Origin of the sequence: Arthrobacter sp. LjRoot14 (assembly GCF_964253905.1) — a bacterium.
In the GTDB taxonomy this organism is placed as follows: domain Bacteria; phylum Actinomycetota; class Actinomycetes; order Actinomycetales; family Micrococcaceae; genus Arthrobacter.
This window is the reverse complement of record NZ_CAXURL020000001.1, coordinates 2,686,557-2,701,650: the sequence shown is the minus strand read 5'-3', so window position 1 is coordinate 2,701,650 and position 15,094 is coordinate 2,686,557. Positions and strand designations below refer to the sequence as shown.

Here is a 15,094-nt window from a genome sequence, read left to right as displayed (position 1 = left end):
GGGGGAGTGCAGTTTCGGGAGGCGCCGATGGGCTTGTTCAGCGAAGGTGTCGACGTCGTCTGCTCACCTGCCGGACAGCCGTCCGCACTCACCTGGGCAGGTCGTCATTACACGGTCTGCGCAGAGCCGGTGCACTGGTTTGAACGCCGCCAGTGGTGGGTCGAGGAAACCCGGGCGCCGCTGGGAACAGGCCCGGGGCTGGTGGATCACGAAATCTGGCGCGTCCAGGTCCGGCCAACCGGCGCCAAGGAACCCCCGCAACCCCATGAAACCCTCACCCTGGACCTGACAAGGAACATCGGAAACGGCCGGTGGAGGCTGCTGAAGATCCACGATGCCCTAAGGCCGCAATCAGCATGAGTTTCACCCATCTTCACGTTTCCACAGCCTTCAGCGCCCACTATGGTGTCTCCTGGCCGGAGGAGCTCGCCCAGGCGGCTGCCGCCGACGGCGCCACTGCGCTTGCCTGCACCGACAGGGACGGCCTGTACGGCACCGTCAAACACCTCAAGGCCTGCATGGCGGCCGGCCTGGATCCCGTCGTCGGGGTTGACCTTGCAGTCTTCGATGACGACGGCGACCTCCGCACCCAGCTCGCCGGCCGCGTCGTCGTACTTGCCCACGGACACAACAACGGCGCCGGCTACCGCGCCCTTTGCCGGCTGATTTCCGACGCCCATGCCCGTACCTCAGGCAAAGCCGGGGGAACGGTTCCCGTGGCGGTGACCCGCGCCGAAATTGCTTCCCGGGCACTGCACCCGGGAACCCTGGAGCCGGTGCTGACGGTGCTGGTGGGACCGGATTCCGACGTCGGGAGGGCTATGGGCGGACGCCGGTACCTTCGCCCCCGCACGCTGTTCAAACAATGGCTGGACGGCATGCCGAAGGGAACCGTGGCAGCCGAAGTGGTGTCGCACCTCAGTTCCCCCGGTGCGCCGCTGAGCACCGCCCATGCGGTGCGCATGCTCAAGCTTGCCGCCGAGCACGGGGTTCCGGCCGTTCTGACCAACGCGGTGCGGTACTGCGCGGAGGACGGCGCCGCCACGGCGGATGTGCTGGATTCGGCCCGCACCTTGAAATCGCTGCCCGAGCTGACAGCGGAGCCGTTGCTGCAGCCCAATGGGCGGGGGTGGCTGAAAACATCTGCCCAAATGCTCGAACTCGGGCAGGAAATCATCCATGCAGCCGGCTACGGCGCCACTGACCTCACGAGGCTGCTAGGCCAGACCGAGGCGCTCGCGGACCGCTGCCGGATGGATCCCGTCACAGATATGGGATGGAAGCGGCCGGTTGTACCTGAAGCATCCGTCATCGGCATCGAAGGCGACCCCCTGGTTGAGCTGACCCTGCGCTGCGAGGCGGGCATCGGCCGCCGGTTCCCGGGGATATCAGGGCGGCCCGAGGCGGAAATGCGGGCACGGCTGGAGCACGAACTGCGGATCATCGCCAACCTCGGATTTGCCTCCTACTTCCTGACAGTGGCCGAGGTTTCCCGGATGATCCTGGACATGGGGGTCAGGGCAGCGGCCAGGGGCTCCGGCGCCTCCAGCCTGGTTAACTACCTCATCGATGTCAGCCAGGTGAACCCACTGCAGCACGACCTCATCTTCGAGCGGTTCCTTTCCCGCGACAGGGCCACCCTTCCGGACATCGACATCGACGTTGAAAGTGCCGAACGGCACAATGTCTACCGGCGGATCTTTGACCGCTTCGGAGCGGAACGCGTCACCCTCATGAGCATGCAGAACGGCTACCGCGCTCGCGGTGCCGTCCGTGATGCCGGCATGGCGCTTGGCATGGACGACGGCGACATCGGCGAGATCGCCAAGCAGCTTTGGCGCTTCTCTGCAAGGAACTTCCGGGAAGCCCTGGTGGAAAAGCCGGAGCTTAGAGAGTTCGCGGGAAGGGTGGAGCAGCGGGATTTCGCGGAAAACCAGCAACTGGACCTGCTCGTAGACTTAACCGAGAGGCTCGACCGCCTGCCGAGGCACATCTCGATGCACCCTTGCGGGGTGATCCTCGGCGATGCCACCCTGCTGGACAGGACACCCGTCCAGCCCAGCGGACTTGGCCTGCCCATGAGCCAGTTCGACAAGCACGACATGGACCCGATGGGCATGCTCAAGCTGGACGTTCTCGGCGTCCGGATGCAAAGCGCCATGGCCTTTGCTGTCCGGGAAGTCATCAGGCTGCATCCCACGAAGGCCGAGGTGGTGGCAGCCGGTGCCCATGGTCCCGGCCCGGACGGAACAGGACCGGACTACATCGCGGCTGACGGGCGCATTGACCTCAACGCCGTGCCCCTGGATGACGAACCAACCTACGAGCTGATCCGGAGTACGCACACCCTGGGTTGCTTCCAGATCGAATCCCCCGGACAACGGGAACTGATCGGCAAGATGGCCCCGCGTGAATTCAACGACCTCATCATCGACATTTCGCTGTTCCGCCCGGGGCCCATGAAGTCGGACATGGTGCGTCCCTTCCTGGAACACCGCCACGGTTTTGCGCCGGAGGTTTATCCGCACCCGGACCTCAAGCCCGTGCTCCAGGAAACCCATGGCGTGACGGTGTTCCATGAACAAATCCTGAAGACCTTCGATGTCATGACCAAATGCGGGCTGGCCCGGGCTGACGAATTCCGCCGCGCCTTGGGGAACGAACTCCTGGAACCAAAGGTGGAGGAATTCTTCCGCAAGGAAGCCCGGGTGAGGGGTTACACCCCCGAGGTCGTGGACAAGGTCTGGGGGACGCTGAAGGCCTTTGGCAGTTTTGGCTTCTGCAAGGCACACGGGGCGGCCTTCGCCGTGCCCACCTATCAGTCGGCCTGGTTGAAAGCCCACCACCCTGAGGCTTTCCTTGCCGGGCTGTGGGAACACGATCCCGGAATGTACCCCAAGCGGCTCCTGGTGGCTGAAGCGCGGCGGCTGGGGATACCCATTCTTCCGCTGGACATCAACCGGAGTCAGGCTGAGTACCGCGTGGAACGGGTCGGGGCCGGTCCGGACCGCGGCAAGCTGGGCATCCGGTTGAGCCTGAACGGCATCTACGGGCTCTCGGGGGCTGAACTCAAAAGGATCGTTGCAGGGCAGCCTTACGACTCGCTGGCTGACCTGCGTGCCCGCTCCAGGCTGAGCAAACCCAGCATCAAGCGGCTTGCCCAGCTGGGAGCCTTCGATACCCTGCACCGCGAATCCGGCGGAGCCGCCAACCGGGCTGACCTTGTCCAGCACCTGCAGACCCTCCAGAACCGGCCCTCCAAAAAGGGCGTCGAGGTCATCGAGGGCCAGCTGTCCCTGCCCCTGGGCGATGTTGAACTCAGGAACCTGAAGGCCGAGCTGCCTGCTCCGAGCATGATCGAAAACGTCAGGGCAGAGCTTGACCTCATGGCCGTGGATGTCAGTGAACACCTGATGACCAGCCACCGGCCCCTGCTCGACAAGCTGGGCGTCACCACGGCGGATAAGCTCCTGGGGCTCAGGAACGGCACGGAAGTACTGGTGGCCGGAGTCCGGATTGCCACCCAGACGCCTCCGATGCGCGGAGGGCGCAGGGTGGTTTTCATCAGCATCGACGACGGCACCGGTTGCGTGGACTCGGTGTTCTTCCATGAGGCCCAGGAGCTGGCCGGCCCGTTGCTGTTCGGCACCCGGCTGCTCCTGATTCGCGGCAACACCCGCAGGACCGGGCCGCGGGGGATCAGCATCAGCGCCACCATGGCGTGGGACCTCAGCCGCACCGAGACCCTCCCGTACCCGGAAAAGCAAACCGCCGACTCCTGGGATCCGGCCCTCCAGTTGCAGGGGCCGCTGGACGGAATCAGCCGCAGCCTGGCCATCACGGGTCTCGGCGGCTGAGCTTCCCTCCGGAAGGGTCAGGCGCGTGGGCCGGACGCGCGCCGCTTTGGTCGGCCCATCTCTCAACCGATAGCATGGACGAGGCTGGCTGTGGTCCCCGTACGCCACAAGCTACGAAGCCTTAACTTTGAATAGGAGACACCCGTGTCAGATGCCCAGCAGATCACCCTCATCGTCGACGGCGAAGAGACCAAGGTGACTACCGGGACCACCGGCGCGGAACTCTTCTTTGAGCGCCGCGACGTTGTGGTTGCCCGAGTAAACGGCGAACTGAAGGACCTCGACCAGCCGCTCCCCGAGGGTGCGGACATCGAAGGCGTCACCATCGATTCGCCGGACGGGCTCAATGTCCTCCGGCACTCGACCGCACACGTGATGGCCCAGGCCGTGCAGCAGTTGCGTCCTGACGCCAAGCTGGGCATCGGCCCCTACATCACGGACGGGTTCTACTTCGACTTCGACGTCGCCGAGCCGTTCACCCCGGAAGACCTGAAGACCCTGGAAAAGATGATGCTCAAAATCATCAACCAGAACCAGAAGTTCGTCCGCCGCGTGGTGTCCGAGGATGAAGCACGCGAAGCCATGAAGAACGAGCCCTACAAGCTCGAACTCCTGGGCAAGAAGAACAACGCGGCCGACGCCGGAGAAGGCGTCAACGTCGAGGTGGGCGCCGGAGACATCACCATCTACGACAACGTGGACCGCAAGAGCGGGGACAGCGTCTGGTGCGACCTGTGCCGCGGACCCCACCTGCCCAACACCAAGCTCATCTCCAACGCGTTCGCCCTGACCCGGTCTTCAGCCGCTTACTGGCTCGGCAACCAGAACAACCAGCAGCTGCAGCGCATTTACGGGACCGCCTGGCCCACCAAGGACGCCCTCAAGGCCTACCAGGAGCGCATCGCGGAAGCCGAACGCCGCGACCACCGCAAACTCGGCGCCGAGCTGGACCTGTTCTCCTTCCCGGACGAGCTTGGCTCCGGCCTTCCCGTGTTCCACCCCAAGGGCGGCATCATCCGCAAGGCCATGGAGGACTACTCCCGCCAGCGCCACGTGGATGCCGGCTACGACTTCGTCTATACCCCGCACATCACCAAGGGGCACCTCTACGAAGTCTCGGGCCACCTGGACTGGTACAAGGAGGGCATGTTCCCGGCGATGCACATCGACGCGGAACTGAACGAGGACGGCACCGTGCGCAAGCCCGGCCAGGACTACTACCTGAAGCCGATGAACTGCCCCATGCACAACCTGATCTTCCGGTCCCGCGGACGGTCCTACCGGGAACTTCCCCTGCGGCTCTTCGAATTCGGTTCGGTGTACCGCTACGAAAAGTCGGGCGTGGTGCACGGCCTGACCCGGGTGCGCGGCATGACACAGGACGACGCCCACATCTACTGCACCCGCGAGCAGATGAAGGACGAGCTCACCACCACGTTGAACTTCGTGCTTGGCCTGCTCAAGGACTACGGCCTGGACGACTTCTACCTGGAACTCTCCACCAAGAACGAAGACAAGTTCGTGGGAGACGACGCCACCTGGGAGGAAGCCACCCGCACGCTGGCCGAGGTGGCTGAAGCGTCCGGCCTGGAGCTCGTCCCGGATCCGGGCGGAGCCGCGTTCTATGGCCCCAAGATTTCTGTCCAGGCAAAAGACGCACTCGGCCGGACCTGGCAGATGTCCACCATCCAGCTGGACTTCAACCTGCCTGAGCGCTTCGAGCTGGAGTTCCAGGCCGCCGACGGCACCCGCCAGCGTCCGGTCATGATCCACCGCGCCCTGTTCGGTTCCGTGGAACGGTTCATGGGCGTGCTGACGGAACACTACGCCGGCGCCTTCCCGGCGTGGCTGGCACCCGTGCAGGTTGTTGGCATCCCCGTGGCGGAAGCCTTCAACGACTACATGTTCGACGTCGTGGATCAGCTCAAGGCCGCAGGCATCCGGGCGGAAGTGGACATTTCTTCCGACCGCTTCCCGAAGAAGATCCGCACCGCCAGCAAGGACAAAATTCCGTTTGTCCTGATTGCCGGCGGCGAGGATGCCGAGGCCGGAGCAGTGTCCTTCCGGTTCCGCGACGGCAGCCAGGACAACGGTGTGCCGGTGGCCGAGGCCGTCCGGAGGATTGTCGAAGCCGTCCGCAACCGGACCAGCTAGCGAAAGCGGAATGGCAGGCGACGTGCAGGAGAACACAGGCGCTGGCGGGGGATATCCGGGCGACGGCGACGTGACCGATGAATTCGGTCTGGCCGGAGTCCCGGACGCTTTCCAGCGCCTGTGGACCCCGCACCGCATGGCCTACATCAAGGGCGGCCAGCACCAGTTCAAGAACAAGGACGACTGTCCGTTCTGTGTGGCCCCTGCCCGCAGCGACGAAGACTCACTGATTGTTTACCGCGGACGTACCGGCTACGTGGTGCTGAACCTCTTCCCGTATAACCCGGGCCACCTGCTGATCTGCCCTTACCGCCACATTCCGGATTACACGGACCTGACCGTGGAGGAAACGGCGGAATTCGCGGCACTGACGCAGACGTCCATGCGGGTCCTGCGGAAGGTGTCCAACCCCGGTGGCTTCAATCTCGGGATGAACCAGGGCGTGGTGGGCGGGGCCGGAATAGCCGGCCACCTGCACCAGCACGTGGTCCCGCGTTGGGGAGGGGACGGCAACTTCTTCCCCATCATCGCCCAGACAAAAGCGATCACCCAGACGCTGGGCGAGGTCCGCCAGCAGGTTGCCGAGGCCTGGCCGCAGGACGAACATGCTTAACCGGCATGCCCGCGGGTTCTTCACCGCCCTGTTCTCACCGCTTGCCCGCTGGCTGCTGAAGATCGGTGTTTCACCGGACGCCATCACCATTGTGGGCACGGCCGGCGTCGTGGTGGGCGCGCTGGTCCTCTACCCGCTGGGCGAGCTCTGGTGGGGAACGCTGTTTATAACGGCCTTTATCTTCTCGGACGTGCTCGACGGGATCATGGCCCGGATGCAGGAGCGCGGCGGCCGTTGGGGCAACTTCCTGGATTCCACCCTGGACAGGGTCGCCGACGGCGCCCTGTTTGCCGGCCTTGCCATCTGGTATTTCACCGGAGGCGCGGACCGTGCGATCGCCGTCGCTGCCGTCGTATGCCTGGTGCTGGGCATGGTGGTTTCCTATGCTCGGGCGAAGGCCGAAGCCCTGGGCTTCCACGCCAACGTGGGCATTGCCGAGCGCGCGGAACGGCTCGTGTCGGTGCTCGTGGTCACCGGATTCACCGGGATCGGCCTTCCCAGCGTGGTCCTGCTGGTGACGCTGATCCTCCTGGCCGCCGCCAGCCTGGTCACCGTGATCCAGCGGATCGCCACCGTGCACCGGCAGTCGCTGGAAGAGACGGGACTGCCGGGGTAACCCGAATTCAGCTGCGTCGCAGCGTGGGACTAGTATTAGCAGTACCTGGTCATTGGATCCGGTAATCCGGTGTGCGCGCGGCGTGGCTTATCCCGTCTATGCTGCCGCCTGCGCCGGAACCGAGAGACCGGATCTACGTAACATCTAGCTACCCATAGGGGTTTTTGTGTCTACACCTGATGTAAGCAGCGAAGCCGGCTCGTCCGCCAACAGCGTCACGGGCAGCAACCGCGTCAAGCGCGGCATGGCAGAGATGCTCAAGGGCGGCGTCATCATGGACGTCGTCAACGTCGAACAAGCCCGCATCGCCGAAGACGCCGGTGCCGTGGCCGTGATGGCGCTGGAACGCGTTCCGGCCGACATCCGGGCCCAGGGCGGCGTGTCCCGCATGTCCGATCCGGACATGATCGACAAGATCATCGAAGCCGTGTCCGTGCCGGTCATGGCCAAGGCCCGGATCGGCCACTTTGTCGAAGCCCAGGTCCTGCAGTCCCTCGGCGTGGACTACATCGACGAGTCCGAGGTCCTGACCCCGGCCGACTACGTCAACCACATCGACAAGTGGAACTTCAAGGTTCCCTTCGTCTGTGGCGCCACCAACCTCGGTGAGGCGCTTCGCCGCATCAACGAGGGCGCGGCCATGATCCGGTCCAAGGGCGAAGCCGGGACCGGCGACGTCTCCAACGCCACCGGGCACATGCGCCAGATCCGTTCCGAGATCGCCAAGCTCGCGGCCCTGCCCGAAGACGAGCTCTACGTCGCGGCCAAGGAACTGCAGGCCCCGTACGAACTGGTCAAGGAAGTTGCTGCCGCCGGCAAGCTCCCCGTGGTCCTGTTCACCGCCGGCGGCATCGCCACCCCGGCCGACGCCGCGATGATGATGCAGCTCGGCGCTGACGGCGTGTTCGTCGGCTCGGGCATCTTCAAGTCCGGCAACCCGGCCCAGCGTGCCGCCGCCGTCGTGAAGGCCACCACCTTCTTCGATGACCCCGACGTGATCGCCAAGGCCTCCCGCGGCCTGGGCGAAGCCATGGTGGGCATCAACGTCGACGAGATCCCGCAGCCGCACCGCCTCGCCGAGCGCGGCTGGTAACAGCTCAACAGCAGTACGACGGCGGCGGGTCACCCGGGAAGGTGGCCCGCCGCCGTCGTCAGTTAACCCAACTGACTAGCAGTTAACGTCGCGAAAGTCGCCTTTCACGACCTTAACTGCCAGTCAGTTGGGTGGGGAGGAAGCTATTCGAGACCGCGGCGTTTCAGCAGCGGCTCCAGCCGGGCGTCCCGGCCCCGGAAGGCCCGGAACGAATCCAGTGGTTCGCGGCTGTTGCCCCGGGACAGCAGTTCGTTCCGGAAGAAATCGCCGTTGGCCCGGCTGAGCCCGCCGTTTTCCTTGAACCATTCCACGGTGTCCGCATCAAGAACCTCGCTCCAGATGTAGGAGTAGTAGCCCGCAGCGTAGCCGTCCCCGGCGAAGATGTGCTGGAAGTAGCCGGTGCGATACCGCGGCGGGATCAGATGGTGCGCAACACCGGCCGCCGCCAGGGCCTTGGCTTCGAACGCCAGGACATCGGCCGGGACCCCGGATTCGTCCAGGACATGCCAGGCAAGGTCCAGGAGCGCAGCGCCCAGGTACTCCGTGGTGCCGAAACCTTCGCCCCACAGTTGCGATTCATTGAGCCTGTCCACGATGTCCTGGGCCAGGGGCTCGCCGGTGACGTGGTGGCGGGCGTAGTTGGCCAGCACCTCGGGCCACATGATCCACATTTCGTTGACCTGGGAGGGGTACTCCACAAAGTCCCGCGGAACGGCGGTACCGGAGAACCTCGGGAAGGTCACGCGGGAAAACAGTCCGTGCAGGGCATGCCCGAACTCGTGGAACGCAGTCCGGAGTTCGTCCAGGGTCAGCAGCGTGGGCTCTCCGGCCGGCGGCTTGGAAATGTTCAGGTTGTTGATCACTACCGGCTGTGTGCCCAGCAGTGCGGACTGGTCCACCAGCGAGTTCATCCAGGCGCCGCCGCGTTTGGATTCGCGTGAGTAGTAGTCCCCCAGGAACAAGCCCAGCTCTGATCCGTCCTCGTTGCGGACTTCCCAGACCCGGACGTCGGGGTGGTAGCCCTGGAGGTCGGTGCGTTCGTGGAAGGTGACGCCGTACAGGGATGTGGCGGCGAAGAAGACTCCGTCGCGCAGGACCCGGTCCAGTTCGAAGTACGGGCGCAACGCCTGCTCGTCCACGCTGTACCGCTCGCGCCGCACCTTCGCGGAATAGTAGGCCCAGTCCCAGGCCTCGAGCGGATGGCCTGCCACCTCTGCCAGGGCGGCCGCTTCGGCGTCGGCGTTCCGGACGGCGGCAGGCGCCAGCCGGTTCATCATGGTCTGCACAGCTTCGAAATCGGGAGCCGTCTGCCGGTCCACGGTGAGCTCGGCGTAGTTGGCGAACCCCAGCAGGCGGGCCTTCTCGGCGCGGAGCGCAACCATGGACTGCACCAACTCCAGGACATCGAGGCTGCCCCCGCTGCTTCCCCGGCTGATGGACGCCTGGTAGAGGCGGCGGCGGACGTCGCGGTTTTCCAGGGACGCCATGGCGGGCTGGTTGCTGGGCTGGATGAGCGCAAGCAGGAATTTTCCGTCGTGCCCGGCCGCGCGGGCTGCTTCGGCGGCGCTGGCGACGTCGTCCGCCGGCAGCCCTGACAGTTCCGCGCCGTCGTCGAGAAGCAGGGCCGAGGTCTTCATGGCTTCCTTGGTGCGCTGACCGAATTCAGTTCCGAGCCGGGACAGCTCCGCGTTTACCGTCCGGAGCCGTTCCTGCCCGGCGTCATCGAGCTGAATGCCCGACTGGCGGAACTCCTTGAGGTACTCCTCCACGAGCCTGGTGGATTCTACGTCGAGCCCGGTGACGTCCACGGCGGCGAACCGGTCAAACAGCCCCCGGTTCATGTAGATGGCGTCCTGATGGGCGGAAAACTCCGGGGACAGTTCCGTCTCGAGGGCGCGGATGCCGTCCGAGGCATGGGCAGAGACCAGCGTGTAGAACGACGCGGCGGCGCGCTGGAGGAGCTGCCCGGAACGCTCCATGGCCAGCACGGTGTTTTCGAAGGTTGCGGGTTCCGGATTGCCCACGATTGCCCGGATCTCAGCCAAGTGCCCGGCAAGGCCTGCGCGGACCGCCTCGGAATAGTGGAACTCTTCGATTTCGGCAAACGGGGGGAGCCCGAACGGCAAAGGGCTGGGGCTCAGGAGGGGGTTGGTCATGAAGCAACCCTTTCATGTAACCGGGCGGTTCTCAACGGTGAATTTTCGGTATTCCGGGATGGTCCGCCGTAGGATGGCGCCCATGGGGGAGTCGCACGGATGCTACCGAAAATCAATCGCGGGACGGGGAGTCGCGGCGTTGGCCGCTGTTGCCCTGCTGCTGAGCTTGTCGTCGTGCGGCGTTGTGGCCGAACAGGGCGCCGGGCAGCGTTCCGCCGAAGCGGCGGGCACGACGGCGGCGTCCGCGCCGCCGTCGTCAGCTGCACCTGAGGCGCCGGCCCCTTCTTCGGAACCGACAGCAGGCAAGGGCCCGGCGTGCGCGGCTGTCCGGTGCACGTCCGTGCTGGTGACCGGGGACATGCTGGTCCATGCCCAGTTGTGGGACCAGGCGCGTGCCGACGCGGCGGCGCTCGGAAAACCCGGGTTGGACTTCGCCCCGTTGCTCGAAGGCCAGCGTGAGTACATCAGGGCAAGCGACCTCGCCATCTGCCACCAGGAAACTCCGGTCGCGGAACCGGAGGGTCCCTTCTCGGCCTACCCCTCGTTCAACGTGCCGCCACAGATCGTCACCGCGTCGAAGAACGTTGGCTACCAGGCCTGCACCACCGCCAGCAACCACGCCATCGACCAAGGGACCAGCGGCCTCGTCCGGACCCTCGACGCGCTGGATGCCGCCGGCTTGAAACACACGGGCTCCTACCGGACCGAGGCCGACTCGCAGGGCATCCTGATCCTGCAGACCGATGCCGCCAGGATAGCGGTGATCGAAGCCGCCTACGGCCTGAACGGGCAATACCCCGAGCACGCCTGGCAGGTGGACATGCTTGATGCGCCGGCCATGATTGCCAAAGCGAAGAAGGCCAGGGCGCTCGGTGCGGACATCGTACTTGGAGTCATGCACGCCGGTGACGAATATGCCAGCACCCCGAACGCCCAGCAGCAGGACACGGCCCATGCCCTGGTGGACAGCGGCGAATTCACCATGATTTACGGCCATCACACACACTCCGTGCTGCCCATTGAAAACTACAAAGGGACGTGGATCGTTTACGGTCTGGGCAACGGCGTGACCGAGCTGTCCCCCTGGTATGTGGTGAACAACGAGGGCCTGCTGGTGCGGGCGCAGTTCAGCCAGGACGCAGCCGGAAAATGGCAGGCGTCGGACCTTGCCTGGGTGCCCTCGGTGATCGTCCGCGACCCCTACCGCTGGTGTTCCGTGGCTGCAGATGCGCCGCAGGGACCGTGCGCCGGCTCCGAAGCGGACGCTGCCACGCGGTTGAGGACCCGGACGGTAGTGGAATCCATGGGGGCCGCAGCGGCGGGTGCCCGGGAACTGATCATTTCCGCCGAACGATAGAGACGGCGCCAAGTGCTGGCTTGGAGAAGCGGGACCTGTGAGTTCGCGAACCTTGGGCAGCCGGCCATGGCTGCGGGACAGCGGTTCACTTGATCCTGCGGGCAACATGCCTGACAAACCAGTGTTGCCAGGGTGCCTCCACCGCCCGCCCGTACTGCTCCCTTACGAACGACACCGCCCGCCCGGGCGGGATGCCATCCATAACGGCGAGGCAGGCGAGGGCAGTGCCGGTCCTGCCGCGACCGCCCCGGCAGGCGATTTCAACCCGCTCCGCCTTCGATCGCAGCCATGCTTCCCGCAACGCATCCAGGGCATCTGTCTGGTCGACCGGCAGCCAGAAATCCGGCCAACGCACCCACCGTTGCTCCCATCCCGCTGGAGCCGGGCGCCTGCCGAGCAGGTACACGGCGAAGTCGGGGCGGGGACCCGGCGGTAGCGGCTGACGGAGCGCCCGAGCGCGGATCAGCCTGCCGGAGGGGAAGCTGACGACGCCGGCAGCCCGTGGGTCCCAGGTATTCATGGACTGACTCTCGCATTTGCTCGCCGGATCGGGAAGGGAGCGGTACTCCTGGAGAGGGGCATCGCCGGAAGCGATGCCCCTCACCTGGTGCCTCAGACCGGCGGCGCCTGAGACCGGCAACGCCTCAGACCGGCCGGTCAGGCGGCGGTTGGCAGCCTAGTGGTGGCCGCGACGATGGTCATCGTCACAGTAGCTGTGGAAGTGCCAGCCACCCCTGTGGTCCCTGTCACCCCTGTGGTGGTGCCAGTAGCCGTTCCGCTCACACCACCTGCGGTCGTGACGCCAGTCGCGCTTGTCATCGTCCCTCTTGTGGTCCGTGTAGCTCTGGTAGTTCTCAGCCGAAATCGTGACGGACTGCAGTCCCGTATCCGCTGCGGCAGGTCCGGCAGCCATTGCCGTTCCGCCAATACCGAGTCCTGCGGCCAGCAGGGTGGATGCGAGTAATCCCATTGACCTCTTCATGAGATCGTCCTAACTTGTGGTTAATTCCTGGTGGTTGGCCGCAGGCGGATCCGGGCAGGCGGAATCTCGGTGGTGAATCGCATGACCTCCGGTGCGCCCGCTGTGGGCGGTGCCGGACTCAAGATTCCTGTTCGAATGTTTGCCTGCGGTTTGTGGCCCCAAATTTATGCGGCGATACGTTCCGTGAATCGGCTTGTGCCCCATTTTTGGCGACTCGATTCATCGCGGCAACGCAGAGTCCTGCCGCTTTCGGGAAACCCCCGCGCCCCGCACCATGTATAATCGGCGTCGGTGCACGGTATCGATATGAGGGCACCCCCCGGTGCCTACCCCAATACCCCATAACCCGGGTCCAGGATCAATGGTCCGGCAACCCGGCTGTACTGCCGGGACATCGCCCGTCCGCCACGTCGCTGTGAACAGGGGGATATCCAATAACAACGATAGCGTTGTCACCCTGATCCGAATAGGCTCAAGGGTTTATTACAGTCGGGATTGCGGTATCCTCATCGCGGGACAGTCCCATCAGCTGCCTCTGTCCGGTTTGTGTGAAATTGGCAGCATTTCGGCCGTGCGGCATCGTTCCGCGCCCCGGCCGTCAGGAATGTTACGGCGCGCTCATTTCCTCCGGTACGGCCACAACGTGGAGTTCTGTTCCGTCGCGGAGCGCCGAAATGTCCAACGGTGCCCCGATAGCCTCCGAGAAGAGCAGCTTCTGGAGGCTCTCCGCGTTCGAAACGGACTTCCGCCCCACGCTCAACAGCACGTCTCCGGCGCGAAGGCCCGCCCGTTCGGCGGGCGATTCCGGAAGCACTTCAACAACCAGTAGGCCATCCCGGTGGCCGGTTCGGACCACAGAGCTGACCGGAAGCTGCACGGGAGTGTTCACGAGCCCCAGGTAGGCGCGCCGGACCCGCCCGTCCGAGAGGAGCGAGGCGATAATCCGGCGAGACGTGGCGTTGACAGGAACCGCCAAACCCAGTCCCGCTCCGGCGACCGCCGTGTTGATGCCTACGATCCTGCCCCGTGCGTCGGCCAGGGCGCCTCCGGAGTTGCCGGGGTTAAGCGCGGCGTCGGTCTGGATGACGTCCTCGATCACGCGCCGGTTGCGTCCGGACCACACGGGGATGGAACGGCCCAGGCCGCTGACCACTCCTGCGGTCACGGAGCCCGAGAGTCCCAGCGGATTACCCACCGCGATCACCAGCTGCCCGACCTTGAGGAGTTCGGCGTCGCCGAATTCGGCCGGCCGGACCATGGGTGCCTTACCGTGCACAATGGCGAGGTCGGACAGGGGATCGGCGCCCACCACTTCAACAGCCGTCCGGGTGCCGTCGGCGAACACGGCGTGTCCCTTTCCCGCAGAGCCCACCACATGGGCGTTGGTCACCAGGTAGCCGTCGGAGGTGAACAGGACAGCCGAGCCTGTGCCAACCCGGTATCTGCCGTTGCGGCCCGTGCCGGTCATTTCGACGGCGGCGACGTGCGGGGTGACGGTTTCCGCGACGCGGATGACTGTTGCGGAATAGGAATCGAGCGGGTCTTCAAGGGTGTGGGTTCCGTTGATCCCGCTGCTGGCTGCCGCCATGGTGTGCCTCCTGACATGGTGCCTACCTATGTCAACGGCTGTGCTCGCGCCACTAGTCCGGCCACTGCTACGCCGTCAGAGAAACCAGGCAGAAAAACCAGGGGATCAGCGGGGGTGCACCAGCCGGCGCCATAGCTCAGGCCAGGCCGTGGCGAACGCCGGGTGGAGTTCCCTGTCTTCAACGGAACCGGCCGGGACCCACTTCAGCTCGATGCTCTCCGGATCGTTGATGGCCGGTTCGAAGGATTCAACGACGCGCACCGCCACGGTGGTGTATGACCAGTATCCGACGTCGTACACGGACGTGAAGAGGACGCGCACGTTGTCCGGCGGGACGGCCGCTTCTTCGTGTGCTTCGCGCAGGGCGCCCGCAATGGCGTCTTCGCCCTGGTGCAACGCCCCGCCGGGCAGGCCCCAAGTGCCGCCATGGTGGCTCCAGGTGGCCCGGTGCTGCAGCAGGATGCCTTTGCCGGGATCCTGTACCAGGAGCCCGGCAGACCCGAAGCGGCCCCAGAACCTGCCCAGAGCGCCTTCGACCCAGGCGTCCCCTGGATCGCGGGGGCGGGACGGGTTGCGAAGGTGTTCCGGGAAGCTGGCAGCTGCGGTGTCCATGGGACCAGTTTCCCACGCCCGGTCTCCTGACGGTCACAAACCGTCACCGGCGTTCCGCGCGGAAAG

At 65.3% G+C, this 15,094-nt stretch carries 12 protein-coding genes; 7 read left to right on the top strand and 5 right to left on the bottom strand.

Translation table 11 applies throughout. From position 1 onward, the window contains the following. Positions 1-27 precede the first annotated feature (27 nt). The 6 genes from ACSQ12_RS12060 to pdxS all read left to right on the top strand — a co-directional run bounded on the left by ACSQ12_RS12060 (position 28) and on the right by pdxS (position 8,333). Entirely contained in the window at positions 28-360 is a 333-nt protein-coding gene (locus tag ACSQ12_RS12060; protein ID WP_436065552.1) for a DUF6504 family protein, read from the top strand. Next, on the top strand, positions 357-3,857 hold the full coding sequence (locus ACSQ12_RS12055; protein ID WP_436065551.1) for a DNA polymerase III subunit alpha: 3,501 nt from the start codon (positions 357-359) through the stop codon (positions 3,855-3,857). Before ACSQ12_RS12060 ends, ACSQ12_RS12055 begins: the two co-directional genes overlap by 4 nt. A 144-nt stretch (positions 3,858-4,001) precedes the next feature. After that, positions 4,002-6,011, top strand: a complete 2,010-nt coding sequence (thrS, locus tag ACSQ12_RS12050; RefSeq protein WP_436065550.1) for a threonine--tRNA ligase — start codon at positions 4,002-4,004, stop codon at positions 6,009-6,011. A 22-nt stretch (positions 6,012-6,033) separates the two neighbouring features. Continuing rightward, complete coding sequence (locus tag ACSQ12_RS12045; protein ID WP_209748352.1) at positions 6,034-6,624, top strand: HIT family protein; 591 nt, start codon at positions 6,034-6,036, stop codon at positions 6,622-6,624. Further along, complete coding sequence (gene pgsA / locus ACSQ12_RS12040; RefSeq protein WP_436065549.1) at positions 6,617-7,240, top strand: phosphatidylinositol phosphate synthase; 624 nt, start codon at positions 6,617-6,619, stop codon at positions 7,238-7,240. Before ACSQ12_RS12045 ends, pgsA begins: the two co-directional genes overlap by 8 nt. Before the next feature lie 166 nt (positions 7,241-7,406). Further along, positions 7,407-8,333 (top strand): pyridoxal 5'-phosphate synthase lyase subunit PdxS, encoded by a 927-nt coding sequence (pdxS, locus tag ACSQ12_RS12035; protein WP_011692158.1) that lies wholly within the window; start codon positions 7,407-7,409, stop codon positions 8,331-8,333. 143 nt (positions 8,334-8,476) lie between these two features. Here pdxS and ACSQ12_RS12030 read toward each other — a convergent pair whose 3' ends face one another. Continuing rightward, positions 8,477-10,489, bottom strand: a complete 2,013-nt coding sequence (locus ACSQ12_RS12030; RefSeq protein ID WP_436065548.1) for a M3 family metallopeptidase — start codon at positions 10,487-10,489, stop codon at positions 8,477-8,479. A gap of 82 nt (positions 10,490-10,571) precedes the next feature. Here ACSQ12_RS12030 and ACSQ12_RS12025 point away from each other — a divergent pair, with 82 nt between their 5' ends. Beyond that, positions 10,572-11,846 (top strand): CapA family protein, encoded by a 1,275-nt coding sequence (locus ACSQ12_RS12025; protein WP_436065547.1) that lies wholly within the window; start codon positions 10,572-10,574, stop codon positions 11,844-11,846. 85 nt (positions 11,847-11,931) lie between these two features. On the opposite strand, the gene ACSQ12_RS12020 is transcribed toward ACSQ12_RS12025, so the two are convergent. The 4 genes from ACSQ12_RS12020 to ACSQ12_RS12005 form a co-directional block, all read right to left on the bottom strand. Beyond that, complete coding sequence (locus ACSQ12_RS12020) at positions 11,932-12,366, bottom strand: protein-tyrosine phosphatase family protein (RefSeq protein ID WP_436065546.1); 435 nt, start codon at positions 12,364-12,366, stop codon at positions 11,932-11,934. Positions 12,367-12,522: 156 nt separating this feature from the next. Continuing rightward, positions 12,523-12,816, bottom strand: a complete 294-nt coding sequence (locus ACSQ12_RS12015; RefSeq protein ID WP_436065545.1) for a hypothetical protein — start codon at positions 12,814-12,816, stop codon at positions 12,523-12,525. 619 nt (positions 12,817-13,435) lie between these two features. Then, positions 13,436-14,416 carry a S1C family serine protease gene (locus ACSQ12_RS12010; protein WP_436065544.1) on the bottom strand — a complete coding sequence of 327 codons (981 nt, stop codon included), beginning with the start codon at positions 14,414-14,416 and terminating at the stop codon, positions 13,436-13,438. Positions 14,417-14,521: 105 nt separating this feature from the next. Then, positions 14,522-15,028 carry an NUDIX domain-containing protein gene (locus ACSQ12_RS12005; protein ID WP_436065543.1) on the bottom strand — a complete coding sequence of 169 codons (507 nt, stop codon included), beginning with the start codon at positions 15,026-15,028 and terminating at the stop codon, positions 14,522-14,524. Between the last annotated feature and the right edge of the window lie 66 nt (positions 15,029-15,094).